We start from the raw sequence: 17195 nt of genomic DNA on the forward strand, positions 1-17195 counted from the left end.
GCACTCGGCCTTGAAGGCCGGCGTGTACTTCTTGCGCGGGACGGGTTGACCGTCAGTTGGTTTCTGTTCGGGCATAGACAGCGGAAGGTAAGACTTCTCCCTGTCCGTTCCGGTTAGACCACCTCAGTGTTCTTGAGCAGGTAGCCCGAGCCGCCGGCCCCCAGCACTTCCTGCACCGAGGCGTGGTCGTGAAACATGCTCAGGGCCAGCACCCGCACGTGCGGAAACTGCTCGCGAATGGCCCGCGTGAGCTGCACGCCCGACATCTGCGGCATGTTCAGATCGACCACGGCTACCTGCACCTCGGGGTGCTGCTGCAGGCGCAGCAGCGCCGCCGCCCCCGAGTTGGCCATAGCCACCACGTGCAGCCCCGGGTCGTGGCCCAGCAGCACCCGCACGCCTTCCAGCACCAGCTGGTGGTCATCGACGAGCAGAAGCGGAATGCTACTGGCTGGCAAAGGGGCTACACTCATGAAAGGCGCAACGAGACGGGTGGCCGTACGAAGAAACAACATTCAGCTGGAAGAACAAGATAAGCAAGTGGTTAGCTCCCGGCAAACCAGGACGATTCCGGGTGCCGCCAGCCCGCCGCGCCAATGCGGGCGGCGCTATTCCGGCCGTATCGGCCCGGCGGCAGCCCCCCGGGAAGCGCAGCCCGGCCGCGCCACCGCCGGGCTGCGCTTCCCCGTGCGGCCAGCAGCCTTGGTTTCGCAGCGCCGGGCCGGTTGCTGGGCGGAAACGGTGGCCGCCCCGCCGCTACAGGCAGCACGGCCGGCAAAGGAGTGCGAGTGAGCAGCATAAGCGGAACAACAGGTCGGATGGGCGGGCGTACGCAAAGAAACCCTGCCGGCCAACCCGCGTCAATCCGCGCTGCCGGGCAATTTCCCCTACCCTCGTTCCCCGATTGGCTGCTGCGTACTGGCACGGATGGCCACCAAGCAACAGCCCCGGCAGAGTTGCTCCGCCGGGGCTGTTGCCTGTTCATAACGACGCTGGCAGCCCGCGGCCTGCCGTCCCGCCCGCGGCCAGCGGGAGCGGCCACCGGCGGCTCCGGGTGCAGCAGGGCGCCGGTGGCCACCCGGCCGGCTTATTTGCCGTTTTTCGCCACGTAGGCCCCGGTCGACTTCAGCAGGGCTTTTTGCGCCTCGTACACAATCGTTAACTCGCTCATGCGCACGTTGTAACGGCTCATGGCTTTGTTGACCTGGCGCAGCCCATCCTGCACCTGCTCCTTCCATTTCGCCGGGTCGCGTTGCGGCTCCGGGCTGGCAGCCGCCGCGCTCAGGCGGCTAAACTCGGTGACGGCCTTGATAAGCTGTTCGCCGGCGAGGAGTTTTTCGCTCAGCGCCGCTTCGCCCACGAGTTGCGTGACGGCGTTCTGGTCGAACACGTCGGTGGCCAGCTGGGCATTGAGGCCGCTGACCGAGAGCGGGGCGGGCATTGCCGGGGGCGAGGCCACGTCGAAGCCGAGCAGGCCGGCGGCGAGGGCGTTCAGCGTGTCGCCGTACGCCTTGATGGTGCCTGGCAGCTGCGCCCCCTCCTGTTTTTTCCACCACGCCTTGTCGGTCAGATGCTCGTTGAGGTTGCCCAGCTGCTGCTGCGCCTTCGGCGACAGTTGCCGCGCGTCCAGCGCGTTGGACACCTGCCCGGGCAGGAACACCTCGCGGTAGTTTTTCACGGCGAGCAGGGTCAGCTGCTTGTCGTCTTTTTTCTGCTGCAGGGCCGCCTGCTGCGGATTCGCGGCCGGGTGCTGCTGCCGCTTGCGCTGCTGTTCCTGCGCGAGCTGGGCGAGTTTTTCGTTGGCTTCCTGCTCCCGTTTGGCCTGGGCCTGCAGCTGCGCCTCCCGCGTCATGGACTGGCCGCCGTACCCGCCCCGGTTTTTTTGCAGCTGCCGCTGCTGAAAGTCCTGCGTCCGCTGATTGGTCATCTGATTAAACTGCTGCCGGGACTGTTGATTCTGCTGCATGGTCGGGCCGGTGTAGGTGCGGCCAAACTGCGCAAACGAGGGGAGCGGCAGGAATAGGAACAGGAGTAAAGAGTATTTCAAAGGGCAACGATGAAGAAAGGTGAAAAAAGCGCTTGAAATTGCACGTGCAGCGCTTGGAAAGCAAATCCGGTGGCGGTTGGCGGCCGCGCCCTCCCGCGGCAAAGGCTGAAACCCGCCGCAACGGCGGCCAGACCAGCAGCCATGCGGCCCTCGTGCGCACGCTACCTGCGCACGTGCTTGGCCCCGGAAGCAAGCGAAGCATTTCGCCGTGTGCTTGAAAATGCCCCCTGCAACCCCTCTGCTTGGAAAAATATCGACCGGCTTGATGCCACCGACGGCGCCCCGGCCCGCCCGGCGGCAGCGACGAAGGCGCCGGTGCCGTTGTTCAGCAGAACCGTCACCGAGCTGATGCCGCTTGAAATCTGGTCGAAATCGACTGCCGCCGGATTCAGTGTGCCGTCGCCCCCTCCGACAGCCCGGGGCGCGGGTTCCAATGATGGTTGACCGATGCACAGCGCGGGCGGCGGGCGCTTCTGCGGCCGGGCTGGGCGGATACGAGTGGGGCCGTGGCCGCAAGGCAACCGGCCGTTTGGGGAGGCGGTGCTGTAGCGGGCGCATCCGGGGCGCGGTAACGGGCACGCGCCGCACGCCCTGCCTTCCCGACGCCGGGCGGTATGCCCGGCGCCATTGTATTGAGCAGCTGTTCAGCCTCCTCAGGCAGTTCCGCCGCGCAGCTACCCGCTACGCCAAACCCAATCAGCGTTTTTTGGTCTTGCGCACCGCGCCGCTACCATACGCCGGCTACGCGACCGTTAACCCTTCCTGTCAGTATGCCGGGGCCTCATTGCTAATGCTTCTGAGAGGCAACTCGCAGTACCGTCAGCGAATAGGGCGCCAACCGGTAGCTTGCCCTGCCTTCCTTCAGGGCAAACGACTGCACGGCGGGGGCCAGCTTGCGGGGTTCCTGCAGGCTGTTTTCGGTTTGCAGGTCGGCCGCGGCCAGCACCTGCGCCTGCCCGGTTTTGGCGGGCCGCTTCAGGCCATTCAGGTCCAGCTGCACGGGGCGCGGCGTCGCGGCGTAGTTCACCAGCTTCACCACGACGTCGTTGCCATCGGCCACGGCGCTGACGTAGAGGCCGTCCTGGCCGTTTTTGGCGCCGGCGGGCAGCTGCACGGGCAGCACGCGGGTGCCTTTGTGTAGCGAGAACAGCTGCTGCACGTAGTAGCTCGGGGTGCCGTAGGCCTGCAGGTTGTCAAACCAAATCAGGTCGGGCGCCCACTGCCAGGCGTCAACGTGAGCGAAGAGCGGGGCGTAGGAGGCCATCTGCACCACGTCGGCGTTGCGCTCCAGCCCGGTCATAAAGGCGGCTTCGGAGAGAGCAGCATCCCAGGTGTTGCGGTTTTTGGCGTTGCCGACGCCCTGCGGGTGGGCGGCATACTCGCCGGCGAAGATTTTGGGGCCGGTGCGCGGGTAATTGTCGTAGCGGCCGGCGTGCTCCCGAAACCACTCGGGGCGGGCGTAGTAATGCTCGTCGATGAGGTCGACCAGGCCGGCGGGCATCTCGCGCAGGCGCTTGGTGGCCAGGTCGAAGCTGGCCCCGTCGGGGCTGGGGCCGGCGCTGCTTACCAGCTGCACCCGCGGGTACTTGGCCTTGACGGCCTTGGCAAAGGGCTCGTAGCGCTCCAGGTACTGCGGCCCCCACTGTTCGTTGCCCACGCCGAGGTACTTCAGGTTGAACGGGGCCGGGTGGCCCATGGCCACGCGCCGGGCGCCCCAGGGCGAGGTGGCGGGGCCGTTGGCGAATTCCAGCAAATCCAGCGCGTCCTGGATAAAGGTATCGAGCGTGGGGTCGTCCTGGGCGTGGTCGTGGCCAGCGGGCGCGCTCGGACCGGCAGCCCCCAGCGGGGCCAGCTCGGCGGAGTTGTACTGGCAGGCCATGCCCACGTTCAGGATGGGCAGCGGCTCGGCCCCGATGTCCTCCGACAGCTGGAAATACTCGAAGAAGCCCAGGCCGAAGGACTGGTAATAATCGGGCGTGAAGCGGTGGGCAAACTCGGTGTTCCAGCGGTTGATCATCGGCTGGCGGCTGGCCACCTCGCCGATGGTCTGCTTCCACTGGTAGCGGTTGGAGAGCGTACGGCCCTCCACGATGCAGCCACCGGGGAAGCGCAGAAAGCCGGGTTTCAGGTCCTTCAGCAACTGCACCAGGTCGGGCCGCAGGCCGTTGGGGCGGCCAATCCAGGTGGTTTTCGGGTACAGCGACACGGCGTCGAGGTCGACGGTGCCGGCCCCGTCGAGCACCAGGCGCAGGCGGGCTTTGGCGAAGGTGGCCGCGGGGCGAAGCGTAAGCGTGAGGGGTTGCCACTCGGCGCCGGCGGGCAGCGGCAGGGCGGCTTCGGCCAGCGGGGCGCCTTTGTCGCCTTCCAGGGTCACGCGCAGGCGGCGCACGTCGCCGGCGGGGCGGCGGGCCAGCAGGGTGAGCGTGTATTCCTCGCCCTGCTTGACGCCCATGCCGCGGAAGCCGTCGTTGATTACACCCGCGTCGGGCGAGGCCGTGCGGGCCGCCAGGCGCAGGTAGTGCGGGCTGGCGGGGTTGGCGGGGCCATCGGTGCGTACCTGGTAGGCTTCCAGGGCGGCGCCCCCGCGCAGGGCGCGCCAGCCCAGCAGCGGCTCGGGCAGCTCGAAGGACTTGTTCTTGACCAATTCGGGGTACAGCCCGCCGTCGGCGGCGAAGTTGATGTCCTCGAAGAACAGGCCGAACATGGTTTTGGGTACGGCCGCGCCGGGCTGATCGGCCCGCACGGTAATGACGGCGGGCGCCACCGACTGGGCATGGCTGGGGAAAACGCTGGCGGTCAGACCGCAGCACAAAACACAGAATTTAGCGCGCATGAGGGGGGCGGCTGGACGAGGCCCGAACATGGAGAGTAGGCGAAAGAACAATCTGCAGAGGCTTTACCGCAGAATCCGTGTTCTGTAGCAGTTGCAACAGCAGACGCGTGGCCTGCTGGCCGATGGTTTCGCCGTGCTGGTCGATGGTCGTCAAGGCTGGTTCGGTAAACTGCGACACCAGCTCGTTGCTGCAACCGACCAGGCCCATCTGCTGCGGCACCTCGATTTTGCGCTCCTTCAGCACCTGCAGGATGCCCAAGGCCGCAAAGTCGCTGGCGGCGAAAATGGCGTCGGGCCGTGGCGTGGCGGCCAGCAGCTGCCGGGCGGCCGCCACGCCATCGGCCAGTTTCAGGCTGCCGGCAATCAGCAGCGACGACGCCAGGCCTTGCTGGCGGAGGGCCTGCTCGTAGCCGCGCCGCCGCTGGTGGTAGATACTCAGGTGCTGCGGCCCCGTGACGTGCACGATGTGTCGGTAGCCCTGCTCCAGCAAGTGGCAGGTGGCCCGGTAACCCGCCGCGTAGTCATCTATCACGACGGCGTGGCGGCTGTCGCCGGTTAAATACCGGTCAAAGAACACGATTGGCACCGGGCGCTGGCCCAGCTGATTGAACGGCTGCGGACTCCGGGTGGTGCGGGCCAAGGACAGCAGGATGCCATCGACCTGGGCCCGCAGCAGCAGCTCCAGATGGCGCTGCTCTTGCGCCGCATCGTCGTTTGACTGGCACACCAGCACCTGGTAGCCCTCCCGGCTGGCCGCGGCTTCAATGCCGGTCAGGATTTCGGCGAAGAAGTTGTTGCTCAGGTGCGGGGTGATGACGCCCAGGGTTTTGCTTTTACCCCGCCGCAGGCTGACGGCCGAGCCATTGGGGCGGTAACCCAGCTGCTGGGCCAGGTCACGTACGCGTTGGGCAGTGCTTGTGCCGATGTCGCTTTTGCCCGCCAAAGCCCGCGACACCGTGGAGGGCGACAAATTCAGCTGTTCGGCCAGGTCGACGATGGTAATCATAACGGTGCCGGGCTTAGTCTTTCCACACCACCACGCCGGCCGGGGCCAGCGCGCGGCTGCCCAGCAGCACCTTGGCGCCGGCGGGCACGGGCAGGGTTTGGGGCTCCGAGGAGTAGTTCAGCCCGTACCACAGCCCGCGCGACCATTCCACCGTCACGCCCTCGGGCAGGGTCAGCACGGGAATGCCGGCTTCGGCGTACACGCGGCGCAGGGTAGCTTCTTCCAGGCGGCCGTCGTCGGTGTCGGGGCCAATGTAGGTGACCGAGCCCTTGCCCAGGCGGCGGTGCAGCACGGCGGCCCGGCCCCGGTAGAACTGGTCGGCGTAGGTGGCCCAGGCTTCGGTGCCGGCGGCGGGGTCGAGCACGTCGCCCCAGTTGTTCCAGGCGTAGCTCGCGGCGCCCAGCTGCACCTGGGCGCGCAGGCTTTCGGGCAGCAAGTCGAAATAGATTTCCTTCGTGCCGATCAGCTCGTGGATGGGGCCGCCGAGGCGCTGCTCCCAGAGGTGGGCTTCGCGGTCCTTCTGGCCGGTGCGGCTGGTCAGCACCAGGTGGCCGCCCTGCTCGGCGTACCGGCGCCAGCGCGCCACCAGCGGCTGGTCGAGCAGCTGGTAGGCCGGGGCCACGAGCACCGGGTACGGCGCGAAGTCGTGGCTTTCGTCGATGACGTCGACCGGGGCGCCGCAGGCTTTCAGGGCGCGGTAGTAACGGGTGAGGTGGCCCCAGAAGCTCCACTGATTGGTCTGGGGCTGGTAGTCCTGCTCCCAGCGGTTGTCGGGGTGGTACAGGATGGCGGTGCGGCGGCGGGCGTGGTCAGCGGGCATTTTCGCCTTGGCGTCGGCCTGCTTGCGCAGCTGCCGGATTTCCTGGATGACCTGCACGTACTCGTGGCCGGATCGGCTGAGCGTCACCCCGTCGGGCTGCATGATGCCGTAGTGGTACTGCTCGCCGCCGCTCAAGGGCTGGCGGAAGCGGTAGTTGCACACGAACTCGTTGCCGCCGGCCAGGGTGTGAAACATCCACAGGCGCACGGCGCCGGGCAGGGTCTGCGGGTTGAAGCGGCCCCAGTTCACCTGCCCCGGCTGCAGTTCCATCACGCCCGTCAGGCCGGTGATGGGCCGGAACAGATCGTTCGAGAGGCCGATGCTGGTGCTGCTGCCCAGGCGGAAGCCCTGCTCGCCGGTGCCCAGGTCGTAGCCGGCGGCCAGGTACTTGGTGTAGGTTACCAGGTCCAGCTGCTTCAGCCGCAGCGGGTCCACCGGGGCGTGGTCGGGCATCAGGTTGGTGGTAATCCACTGCCGGGGGGCCACGTACTGGCGCAGCGTCTGTTGCTGCATCAGCACGAAATCGGCGGCTTCGTCGGCGGAGAAGCGTTTGAAATCGAGCACGGCGTGGGGGTTGGCCTGCTGCACCAGCTCCTGCGCGTTCGGGATGCGGATTTGCTCGAACGCGTTGTAGCTCTGGCTCCAGAAGGCGTTGCCCCAGCTGGCGTTGAGCGCGGCCACGGTTCGGTACTTGGCCTGCAGCCAGCGGCGAAAGGCGGCCTGGGCGTTGGGGCTGTAGTCGTACTGGCCGTAGTGCGAGGGCTCGTTGTCGATCTGCCAGCCCCACACGGTTTTGTTCTGCCCGTAGCGCCGGGCCAGCTCGGTCACGATGCGCGTCACGTACTGCCGGTACACCGCGCTCGACCACGACGCGTGCTGCCGCGCCCCGTGCTGCATGGTGCGGCCCTCGGCATCGACCATCAGCACGTCGGGGTGCTGCTGGGTGAGCCAGGCCGGCGGCGTGGGCGAGGGCGTGCAGAGCACTACCCGCACGTTGTTTTTGGCCGCCAGTTCGATGGCGCGGTCCAGCCAGGCGAAGTCGTACTGGCCCTCGGTGGGCTCCATCGCGGCCCAGGCAAACTCGCCGTAGTGGGTGAAGTCGAAGCCCAGGCGGCCGATGTTCTGCAGGTCCCGCTCCCACTGGCTGGCCGGCCACTGCTCGGGGTAGTAGTAGGAGCCGACTTTGAACAAGTCCTCAGCCGGGAAGAACTTACGGGCCGGCGGCGCGTCCGGCATCCGGGCCGCCTGCGCCCGCACAGGCACGGGCAGGCCGGCTTGCAGGGGCAGCGTCAGCAGGCCGGCGAAGCCGAGGCGGGCCAGGCAAATGCGGAGCGAAACGGGCATAGTCTTACCAGAACTTAACGTACAGGGCCGAAATCAGCAGCAGCGTCACCACGATGAGGCTCAGCGTCTGCCCGCTGACGCGGAACAGGCGCGCATCGATGTGCAGGGCGCGGGCGTTGACCACCGGCCCGGCCAGGCTCATGCCCACCATCAGCACGAAGGTGAAGGCGAACGAGAGGCCCATGCAGATCAGGAAGGGAATTTCGTAGCCGCCCTTGCCGTTGGGAAAGGCCGTGTAGAACAGCGTCTCGGGGCCGAAGACGCCGGGCGCGTAGTTGTTGAAGAACACCGACAGCACGAAGCCGGCCAGGATGCCCGCAATGGCGGCCGGCGCGGTGGTGCGCTGCCAGAACATGCCCAGCACAAACACCGCCACGATGCCCGGCGAAATGAAGCCGGTGTACTTCTGGATGTAAGTGAAGCCGCCCGCGCTGCCGATGCCCAGCAAATCTTCCCAGGTCAGGGCGACACCCAGCAGCATGGCCACGAAGACCGTCAGCCGGCCCACCCACACCAGCTGCTGCTCGCTCGATTCGGGCCGCAGGTAGCGCTTGTAGATGTCGAGGGTGAAGATGGTGGAAATCGAGTTGACCTTGCCGGCCAGCGAGGCCACGATGGCGGCGGTGAGGGCGGCCAGGCTCAGGCCCTTCAGGCCGTTGGGCAGGAAGGTGAGGATGGCCGAGTAGGCGTTGTCGGGGTTGAAGGCGCCGCCGGAGCTCATTTCGGCCCGCAGCCCGCCGTTTTTGTAGAGCACGTAGGCCGCAATGCCGGGCAGCATCACGATGACGGGCATGAGCAGCTTCAAGAGGCCGGCGAACAGGATGCCGGTGCGGGCCGTCTTGAGGTCGGCACCTAAGGCACGTTGCGTGATGTACTGGTTGCAGCCCCAGTAGTTCAGGTTCACAATCCACTGCCCGGCGAAGTACATGGCAATGCCCGGCAGCATCAGGTACTTGTCCACGTCCGCCTGCGGGGTGTTCGGCCCGGGCTTCGCGAAGACCATGTGAAAGTGGTCATTGGCGTCGTGCATCATCATGTTGAAGCCGGCCAGGATGTCGTTGCCCAGCCCAAAGTGCTGGCTGACCATCGTGAGGGCAATGTAGGTGGTGAGCAGCCCGCCCACGATGAGCACCAGCACCTGCACCACGTCGGTGTAGCCAACCACCTTCATGCCGCCCAGGGTGATGAGCAGGGCGAAAACGGCCAGCGCCACCATGATGAGGTGGAAGTGGCCGCCGCCGGTGAGGTTGTTGATGGCCAGCGCCCCGAGGTAAAGAATGGCTGTCAGGTTCACCAGCACGTACAGAAACAGCCAGAAAATACTCATTACCAAACTCAGGGCGGCGTTGTAGCGCTGCTCCAGAAACTGCGGCATGGTGTAGATGTGCTGCTTCAGGTAGATGGGCATAAAGAACACCGCCACGATGATGAGCACGATGGCCGCCACCCACTCGTAGGCCGCCACGGCCACGCCCACCGTAAACCCGTTGCCCGACATGCCGATGAACTGCTCGGCCGAGATGTTGGAGGCAATCATCGAGGCCCCGATGGCCCACCACGTCAGCGAGCCTTCCGCCAGGAAGTAGTCCTTGGTGTCAATCTGGGTTTTGTGCTTGCTGCGGTACACGTAGTACCCGTAGCCGCCGACGCCGCCGAGGTAGAGCAGGAAAACCGTCAGGTCAAGGGCGGTAAGATGTTGGGGCATGGAAATGCGGTAATGGAAAGGCTATTTGGGTTTTGTCAGCACGTCATGGTCCATCTGACGTGCGCCTGTCGAACCGAAGGTCGGCGCAGCCAAGCGTCTCTACTGCTCCGCTGGGTTCATTTGGGCGTCCTGCCGAGCGAAGCCGAGACATCTCGCGTGCTGACGTAGCGCCGTGTGGGCGCCTCACCCCCCGGCCCCTCTCCTTTTTCGGAGAGGGGGAGCCGGACGTCGGCAATGATTTTGGATTGCTTCGCTCAGGTGATGCTCCAGGGTAAGCAGGCGAAGCGGTAGAGATGCTGCGACAGGCTCAGCATGACGGTCTTGTTTGTCGTGCTACTGAGCCCTAAGGCCGCTGGTACACGCGCACGTAGTCGACTTCGTAGCGGTTGGGGAAGGTGGTGCCTTCGAGGGGGCCGCCGTTGTCGCCGCCCAGGGCCAGGTTCAGCAGGATGTAGTGGGGCTGCATCATGGGGTTCAGGCCGGTGCCGTCCTGGTTCACGGTCTGGGTGAGCGGGGTTTCGTTGAGCAGCTCGTCGTCGAGGTAGAGGCGGATGGCCTGCGCGTCCCAATCCATGCGCCAGACGTGGAACTTGCTGGCCCAGGCCGGGTCGTGGAAGTCGGCTACGGGCTTGGTCTGGCTGTGCCACTTGGCGGAGTAGCGCTTGGCCGTGCCCGAGGCCACGTTGGCCAGCACCTTGCCGCGGTAAAATTCCATGATGTCGATTTCGCCGTTCGCGGGCCACTCTCCTTTCACGCCCAGCGTCCAGAACGCGGGCCAGAGGCCGGGGCGCGGGTCGATGCGGGCGCGCATCTCGAAGCGGCCGTACTGAAACTGCTGCCGGCCGCTGGTATTCAGGCTGCTGGCCGAGTACTCGATGGTCGGGCGGCTGCGGCGCCAGTCGGGGCTGCCGGGCTGGTAGTCGGGGTTGGGGCGGTTCTCCTTCCGCGCTTCGATGACGAGCAGGCCGTTTTCCACCCAGGCGTTGTCGGGCTGGTACCACTGCAGCTCGTGGTTGCGCACGAAGCCGTTCTCGAACTGCCAGTTCTGCGGGTCGGGCCGGCCGTCCTGGTTGAACTCATCGGCCCACACCAGATTCCAGCCCTCGTAGCGGGTCGGCGCGGCGGTTTTGGGCCGGGGCTGGGTGGCTTCGGCAGCCGTTCCAGCTGAGGCCGAAGCTCCGCCCGCCGGGACCGGCGCAGCCGGGGCCGCCGCGCTGCTGAGGCTCCAACTATCGGCTCCACTAGCAGCATCCGACGTCGGCTGCCACTCCTTGATGTAGACGGGCTGGGCGGGCAGGTTTTCCAGCCGCTCCCCGTCGCCCTGGCCGGTGCGCTGCACGAAGAGGCTGAGCACCCCGTCGCGCTGCCACCGCTCGGTGTCGTAGCTCGGCTCCCAGTTGCCCACGCTGCTGGTGGTCAGGTCCGTCACGCGCCACTGCGGCTGGCGCAGGTCGGCGCAGGCAGCCACGGCGGCGCGGTCCTGGCGCTCAGCGTCGCGGAAGACGAGGTAGGCGGCGGTGCGGCCCTGCTTGCTGGTCACCAGCAGCTGGGGGCGGGCAATGGGAATCTTCTTGGTGCCGGCCCCGCTCAGGCTGAACGGCGTGCTGCGCCGCGACACCTGCGCGGTTTTCCAGCTCCGGCCGTCCAGGTAAATCAGCTGGTACTGCGGCACCGGCGTGCCCGCGGGCCGCCAGTAGGTGGCCATGTAGGGCTGCCCGGCCGCGTCGGCGGTGATGCTGGTCTGGTTGATCAGCTCGCTGCCTTGCGGGATGCGGGCGGCGTACTCGGCCGTGGCTTCGGTGATGGGCAGGCGGTAGGCTTCGCCGCTGCTGCGCTGCCAGCTGCGGCCCCCGTCCAGGGAGCGGGCGTAGGCCATGTCGTGATTGGAGGCCACGTCGGGCGACTCGCGCCACACCCAGGAGACGTGGATGGTGCCCCGGGCATCGATGCAGGCCTGCCAGTAGGCGTTGCGGCGGCCCTCGCCGTCGATGAGCACGTCGTGCAGGCGCGTCCAGCGGCGGGTTTTCAGCTCGTAGCGGTTCAGCACCAGATTGCCGTTGCCCGAGCCCCCGTCGCGGTAGAGGAACAGCAGGTCGCCGCTGGGGAAGCGGTGAAACTCGGGGTAGGTCACCTTCTGCTCACGGGTGCCGAGCATGGGCTCCAGCGGGCCCATGTCCAGCGAGCCGGCCGCCTTGCCCCGGCAGTAGCGCAGCGGGTTGTTGTGGTGGTCGAAGGCCAGATGCACGAAGCCCGCGCCGTCCACCATCAGGCTGATGACGTTGTGGGCGTCCTTCACATTGCCCTGGTAGGGCGTGCGCTGCCTCTGCCAGGCCCCGGCGGGCAGGCGGCGCTTGGCCAGCGTCACGTAGCCGAGGGAGTCGTAGTAGGCCGTGTACTGCTCCCGCTTGCGGGTCACCACCGAGTTTTTGCGGAATACGGCCCCGTTGACGTTGTTTTTGGCCCAGCCCAGGCCCACGGGCGTCTGGGCCCGGGCGGCGGGGGCCACGAGGCAGACGGTGAGCAGCAGGGCGGGCAGCAGGCGGGCGGGGTGGTTCATGGGTGAGAAGCGGGCGGGCGTTGCGCCTCACCCCCGGCCCCCGCTCCGAAACGGGGGCGGGGGAGCCGGACGATTTTTCAAGGTGTAATAATCTGCCTAGTCGAGCACATCAGGCCAAAACCAGCAACGAAGAAATACTCGGCTGTGGCTTCTTGCGGTTCGGCAAGCGGATGCCACATGAGCATGACGGGCTGATTTCTACCGGCTGCCCACGCTCGGGCTGGGCGTTTGCGCGTCAATCAGGCGCAGGGTGTAGCTGTAGCGGTACTGCTTGTCGAGCAGGCGGTACGGGGCGTGGGGCAGGGCGCCCCAGCTGTCGTCGCCGCCGACGCCGCGCTGCTTCAGGTCCACGTGCAGGGTGGTGGTGCCGCGCAGCTTGATGTCGGTGGGGTGCTGCTGTTTTTTGGTCAGGCCCGGGTCGAGGTCTTCGGTGCGGAACGGCAGGGCGCTGAAGCTCAGGGGCTGGCCGGCGGCGTCCACGCGCAGGCCCTGGCCGCGCGCATCCGTGAGCGTGAGCCAGCGCACGTCGGTGCGGTAGCCGTGCTCCTGCGGACGGATGTAGTTGCTGCTCAGTGTAGTGCCCACCGTATCCTGGTAGGTACCCAGGAAGGCGGCGGAGTTACGGTCCTGGTAGTTGTCGAAGGGGCCGCGGCCGTAGTACTGCACCCGGCTAAAGCGGCGCGGCACGTCCAGGCGCATGCCGAAGCGCGGCAGCTCGGGCAGCTCCCGGCCGGTCATGTCGAGGGCGGCGGTTACCTGAATGGCCCCGTCGTTGCCCACAAGGTAGTCCACGGTGTAGGGCACGTTCAGGTCGGCCAGCAGGTATTCCACCTTGATGGGCAGGCCGGCCGCGCCCTGCTCGCCCACGGTTACCTTCTGCACGCGGCGGGCGGCGTGGGCCGTGCGCCAGGCGCCCAGGTTTTGGGGCATGCCGTTGCCGAAGTCGTTGTCGGTGGGGGCGCGCCAGAAGTAGGGCTCGGGGTAGCCGCCGATAACCCACTGGTTCTTCAGGCGGTAATCGGTCAGGCGGCCCTGCTTGGTATTGAACTCGCCGCGCACCTCGCCGGCCGTGAAGGTCAGTTTGTCCCCGTCGCGCTTCACTTCCAGGGTACCGGCAGCCGGGGCCGGCGCGGCCGTGAAGTAGGCGGCAGCGGGCGTCAGCACAAACTGCTCCCGGGCCACTTCGAAGCCGGCGGGCAGCAGGGGCTGGGCCGTTTTGGTGGTGGCAAACACGTTGAGCACGTACTCGGCGCCGGGCTCGGCTTTCAGCGCGGGCAGCGGCAGCGTCACTTCCTTTTGCCGGCCGGCTTCCAGCTTCTTCACCTCGAAGGTGCCCGCCTTGCTCACCGCGCCGTTGCGCAGCAGCTCCCAGCGGAAGTTATAGCCGTCGAGGGTGCGGAAGTTGAAGCCGTTGCGCACCGTCACGCGGCCCGCGGCGGGCTGGGCGGCGCTGAAGCGGATGTCCTGGTACACTTTCTTGACCTCGTAGAGGCCGGGGTGCGGCACGCGGTCGGGGCCGATAAGGCCGTCGGCGCAGCCGTTGTCGTCGTTTTGCCGGTAGTAGCCGCCCAGGTCGCCGCCGTAAGCGTAGTAGGGGCGGTTGTCGTTGGTTTTGGTCAGGATGCCCTGGTCGACCCAGTCCCAGATGAAGCCGCCCTGCATGTGCGGTTTGCTACGAATCAAGTCCCAGTATTCCTGAAAGTTGCCCTGTCCGTTGCCCATCGAGTGGGCGTACTCGCACATGATGTAGGGCCGGGTTTTGTCGGTGGCCTCGGCGTAGCGGCGCATCGAGCCCATACCGGGGTACATGGGGCATACGATGTCGGTGTTTTCGTTTTCGCCGGCCTGCTCGAACTGCACCGGGCGCGAGGGGTCGCGCTGCTTCAGCCACTTGTAAGCCTCGTGAAACACCGGCCCGTTGCCGCACTCGTTGCCCAGGCTCCAGATGATAACCGAGGGGTGGTTTTTGTCGCGCTCCACCAGCCGCTCGATGCGGTCCTGGTGGGCGGCGGCCCACTCGGGGCGGTAGGCCGGGTGCTGGGTTTTGTCGAACCAGTTCTGCCACTCGGCCCCGTAGCCGTGGGTTTCGATGTTGGCCTCGTCGACGAGGTAGAAGCCCAGCTCGTCGCAGAGCTGGTAAAACCGCTCGTCGTCGGGGTAGTGCGAGGTGCGGATGGCGTTGATGTTGAACTGCCGCATCAGCTCCAGGTCGCGGCGCATACCCGCTTCCGTCACCACGCGGCCGGTGGTAGGCTCCCACTCGTGGCGGTTCACGCCGTGCACCTCGATGCGCTTGCCGTTCACCAGCAGCTGGGCGTTCTTGATTTCCACCTTGCGGAAGCCCACGCGCGTGCCCGTCTGGGCCAGCGTCTTGCCGCTGGCATCTTGCAAGGTGAAGCGGCACTGGTACAGCGTAGGCGTCTCGGCCGACCACGCCCGCACGTTCTTGATGCGGCCGCCGCTGAATTTCACCGTCTGCTGCCCGGCGCCCGAGGCGGCGGGCACCGGCTGCTGCTGGCGCAGCACGGTCCGGCCGGCCGGGTCGAGCACTTCCACCAGCAGCTGCGCGGGCGCGGCCGCGCCCCGGAACTGGCGCACCGTCACGTCGGCCGCGAACTGCCCGTGCTGGTAGCCCGGGTCGAGGTCGGCGTGGGTGAACACGTCCCAGATGGTTTGCGGGGGCAGCGCGGTCAGGTACACGTCGCGGTCGATGCCGGAGACGCGCCAGAAGTCCTGGTCTTCGAGGTAGGAGCCGTCGTGCCAGCGCAGCACCTGTACGGCCAGCTGATTCTCGCCGGGCTTGAGGTACGGAGTGATGTTGAACTCGGCCGGCGACTTGGCCACCTTGCTCATGCCCACGCGCTGCCCGTTGACGTAGGCCACCGCGTAGCCCGAGATAGAGCCGAAGTGCAACAGCACCTCGCGCCCAGCCCAGCCCGCCGGCACCGTAAACGTGCGCCGGTAGGTGCCCACGGGATTGTCGCGCCCGTCGATGAAGGGCGCGTTGCGCGGGAAGGGGTAGGCAATGTTGGTGTAAATCGGGGTACCGAAGCCCTGCAGCTCCCAGTTCGAGGGCACCGCAATGGTCTGCCAGCCGGCGTCGTTGAAGCCGGCCGGGGCGAAGTCGGTGGGCCGCTCGGCGGGGCGCGGGGCGTAGTGGAATTTCCACGGGCCGTTCAGGCTCTGGTAGTAGGCCGAGCGCGTGTAGTCGTCGGCGGCCACGTCGGCGGCTTGGTCGAAGAGCATGAAGGAGGCGCGGGGCTTCTCCTTGTGCTCGTCGATGAGCTGCGGGTTCTCCCACTCGTTGGGGGCGGTCTGGGCAGCGGCCAGGCCGCCGCTCAGCAGCAGGGCGGCAGTCAGGAAACGGGTGTTGGGCATGGGGAAAGGGTGGGCGGAAAAGAAGCGCAAAGCCTGCTCCGGGCGGCGCGAAAGGCTCCGGAAACGCCTCAGCAATACTAGCGCACGGCTCAGCGGCGGGCCGGGGCCATTTCGGGGGAAAGCGGGGGGCAGATTCGTCAGGCCGCCGTAGCGCGAGTTTGGCTGCGCCTTCCTTCGGTTCGGCCCGCGCTACAGTGCCGAGTTTGCCCCGCGGAGTTGACCAACGCCCCCACCCCGGCGCGCCCTCGCGCCCGCGTACTTTGAGGCAGTCGATTCCCCACGTTTGCCCCCTCTCCTACCCATGACTTTTTCGCTGCACGCCCTAGGGCTGCTGCTCGGCACGCTGCTGCTGCTCGATCCGGCCGCCCGGGCCCAGACGCCCGCCGCGCCCGGCAACCCCGACCAGCCGGTGAACGTGACCGGCCCCACGCCGCTGCCCGTCTACGGCAACCCCATCATCCGCGACAAGTACACCGCCGACCCGGCCGCGCTGGTGGTGGGCAATACGGTGTACCTCTACACCGGCCACGACAACCCGCCGCCCGGCAAGGAGTGGTACTTTATGAAGCAGTGGCTCTGCTACTCGTCCACCGATATGCTGCACTGGACCGAGCACCCCTCGCCGCTCAACGTGCAGGCCTTCAGCTGGGCCAAGGCCGACGCCTGGGCCTCGCAGGTCATCGAGCGGGGCGGCAAGTACTACTGGTACGCGGCCGTGGAGCACGGCAGCATCGGCGGCAAGGCCATCGGCGTGGCCGTGGCCGACCAGCCCACCGGCCCCTTCCGGGACGCCCGCGGCTCGGCCCTGATTACCAACGACATGACCAAGGACACCAACATCAGCTGGGACGACATCGACCCGACGGTGTTCATCGACGACCAGGGCCAGGCCTACCTGTACTGGGGCAACACGGTCTGCTACTGGGCCAGGCTCAAGGCCAACATGACCGAGCTGGACGGCCCCATCCACGCCATTACCACCCTGCCGCAGTTTACCGAAGCGCCCTGGCTGCACTACCGCAAGGGCTGGTACTACCTGAGCTACGCCACCGGCTTCCCCGAAAAAATTGCCTACGCCATGAGCCGCAGCCTGGAAGGCCCCTGGGCATACCAGGGCATCCTCAACGAAGTGGCCGGCAACTCCAACACCAACCACCAGTCCATCATCGAGTTCCGGGGCGAGTGGTACTTCATTTACCACAACGGCGCCATCAACACCCACGGCAGCAGCTTCCACCGCTCCGTGTGCATCGACCGGCTGCGCTACCACAAAGACGGCACCCTGCAGCGCGTGCAGATGACCACGGAAGGCCTCACCGCCCCGGCCGCCAAGCAGCACTAACCTACCCCGCTCCCACCCCCATTCTCATGGAAAAAGGGTAGTGGCTCAACGAGGGTGTCGCGTGGCGTTGTAGTCGTGTAGGAACAGGTGGATGCAAGCGTCGAGCAGCTTCAGAGAGCGGGAGAAGGAGAGGGATTTGCGCACGAGGCGGCCGATACGGGCG

Annotated in this window: 9 protein-coding genes; 1 reads left to right on the forward strand and 8 read right to left on the reverse strand. The window is 66.8% G+C overall.

Features of this window, described 5'->3' with window-relative positions:
* Positions 1 to 113 precede the first annotated feature (113 nt).
* From DLM85_RS24510 to lacZ, 8 genes are all read right to left on the reverse strand, one after another.
* Entirely contained in the window at positions 114 to 473 is a 360-nt protein-coding gene (locus tag DLM85_RS24510) for a response regulator (RefSeq protein ID WP_165822293.1), read from the reverse strand.
* A gap of 614 nt (positions 474 to 1087) precedes the next feature.
* Complete coding sequence (locus DLM85_RS24515; RefSeq protein WP_111480831.1) at positions 1088 to 2047, reverse strand: hypothetical protein; 960 nt, start codon at positions 2045 to 2047, stop codon at positions 1088 to 1090.
* Between the two features lie 787 nt (positions 2048 to 2834).
* On the reverse strand, positions 2835 to 4880 hold the full coding sequence (locus DLM85_RS24520; protein WP_111480832.1) for an alpha-L-arabinofuranosidase C-terminal domain-containing protein: 2046 nt from the start codon (positions 4878 to 4880) through the stop codon (positions 2835 to 2837).
* Positions 4870 to 5886, reverse strand: a complete 1017-nt coding sequence (locus tag DLM85_RS24525; protein ID WP_111480833.1) for a LacI family DNA-binding transcriptional regulator — start codon at positions 5884 to 5886, stop codon at positions 4870 to 4872. Before DLM85_RS24525 ends, DLM85_RS24520 begins: the two co-directional genes overlap by 11 nt.
* Before the next feature lie 13 nt (positions 5887 to 5899).
* Positions 5900 to 8050 carry a beta-galactosidase gene (locus DLM85_RS24530; RefSeq protein WP_207891099.1) on the reverse strand — a complete coding sequence of 717 codons (2151 nt, stop codon included), beginning with the start codon at positions 8048 to 8050 and terminating at the stop codon, positions 5900 to 5902.
* 4 nt (positions 8051 to 8054) lie between these two features.
* The gene (locus DLM85_RS24535; RefSeq protein WP_111480834.1) at positions 8055 to 9755 is read right to left on the reverse strand and encodes a sodium:solute symporter family transporter; all 1701 of its coding nucleotides are present in this window, start codon (positions 9753 to 9755) and stop codon (positions 8055 to 8057) included.
* A 343-nt stretch (positions 9756 to 10098) separates the two neighbouring features.
* A complete protein-coding gene (locus DLM85_RS26320; RefSeq protein WP_341537789.1) occupies positions 10099 to 12312 on the reverse strand; it encodes a BNR-4 repeat-containing protein in 2214 nt (737 codons plus the stop codon).
* A 198-nt stretch (positions 12313 to 12510) separates the two neighbouring features.
* Positions 12511 to 15690, reverse strand: coding sequence for a beta-galactosidase, LacZ type (gene lacZ, locus DLM85_RS24545; protein ID WP_111480835.1), 3180 nt, complete (start codon positions 15688 to 15690; stop codon positions 12511 to 12513).
* 301 nt (positions 15691 to 15991) lie between these two features.
* Between lacZ and DLM85_RS24550 the strand changes: the two genes are divergently transcribed.
* Positions 15992 to 17032 (forward strand): glycoside hydrolase family 43 protein, encoded by a 1041-nt coding sequence (locus tag DLM85_RS24550; protein WP_111480836.1) that lies wholly within the window; start codon positions 15992 to 15994, stop codon positions 17030 to 17032.
* Positions 17033 to 17195 lie beyond the last annotated feature (163 nt).

It is taken from the genome of Hymenobacter edaphi, from assembly GCF_003258365.1.
In the GTDB taxonomy this organism is placed as follows: Bacteria; Bacteroidota; Bacteroidia; order Cytophagales; family Hymenobacteraceae; genus Solirubrum; species Solirubrum edaphi.

What these genes read in the sequence shown, in the direction of transcription:
- lacZ (WP_111480835.1), bottom strand. Translation starts at nt 15,690, where the DNA reads ATGCCCAACACCCGTTTCCTGACTGCCGCCCTGCTGCTGAGCGGCGGC.
- DLM85_RS24510 (WP_165822293.1), bottom strand. Translation starts at nt 473, where the DNA reads ATGAGTGTAGCCCCTTTGCCAGCCAGTAGCATTCCGCTTCTGCTCGTC.
- DLM85_RS24525 (WP_111480833.1), bottom strand. Translation starts at nt 5,886, where the DNA reads ATGATTACCATCGTCGACCTGGCCGAACAGCTGAATTTGTCGCCCTCC.
- DLM85_RS24535 (WP_111480834.1), bottom strand. Translation starts at nt 9,755, where the DNA reads ATGCCCCAACATCTTACCGCCCTTGACCTGACGGTTTTCCTGCTCTAC.
- DLM85_RS26320 (WP_341537789.1), bottom strand. Translation starts at nt 12,312, where the DNA reads ATGAACCACCCCGCCCGCCTGCTGCCCGCCCTGCTGCTCACCGTCTGC.
- DLM85_RS24530 (WP_207891099.1), bottom strand. Translation starts at nt 8,050, where the DNA reads ATGCCCGTTTCGCTCCGCATTTGCCTGGCCCGCCTCGGCTTCGCCGGC.
- DLM85_RS24520 (WP_111480832.1), bottom strand. Translation starts at nt 4,880, where the DNA reads ATGCGCGCTAAATTCTGTGTTTTGTGCTGCGGTCTGACCGCCAGCGTT.
- DLM85_RS24550 (WP_111480836.1), top strand. Translation starts at nt 15,992, where the DNA reads ATGACTTTTTCGCTGCACGCCCTAGGGCTGCTGCTCGGCACGCTGCTG.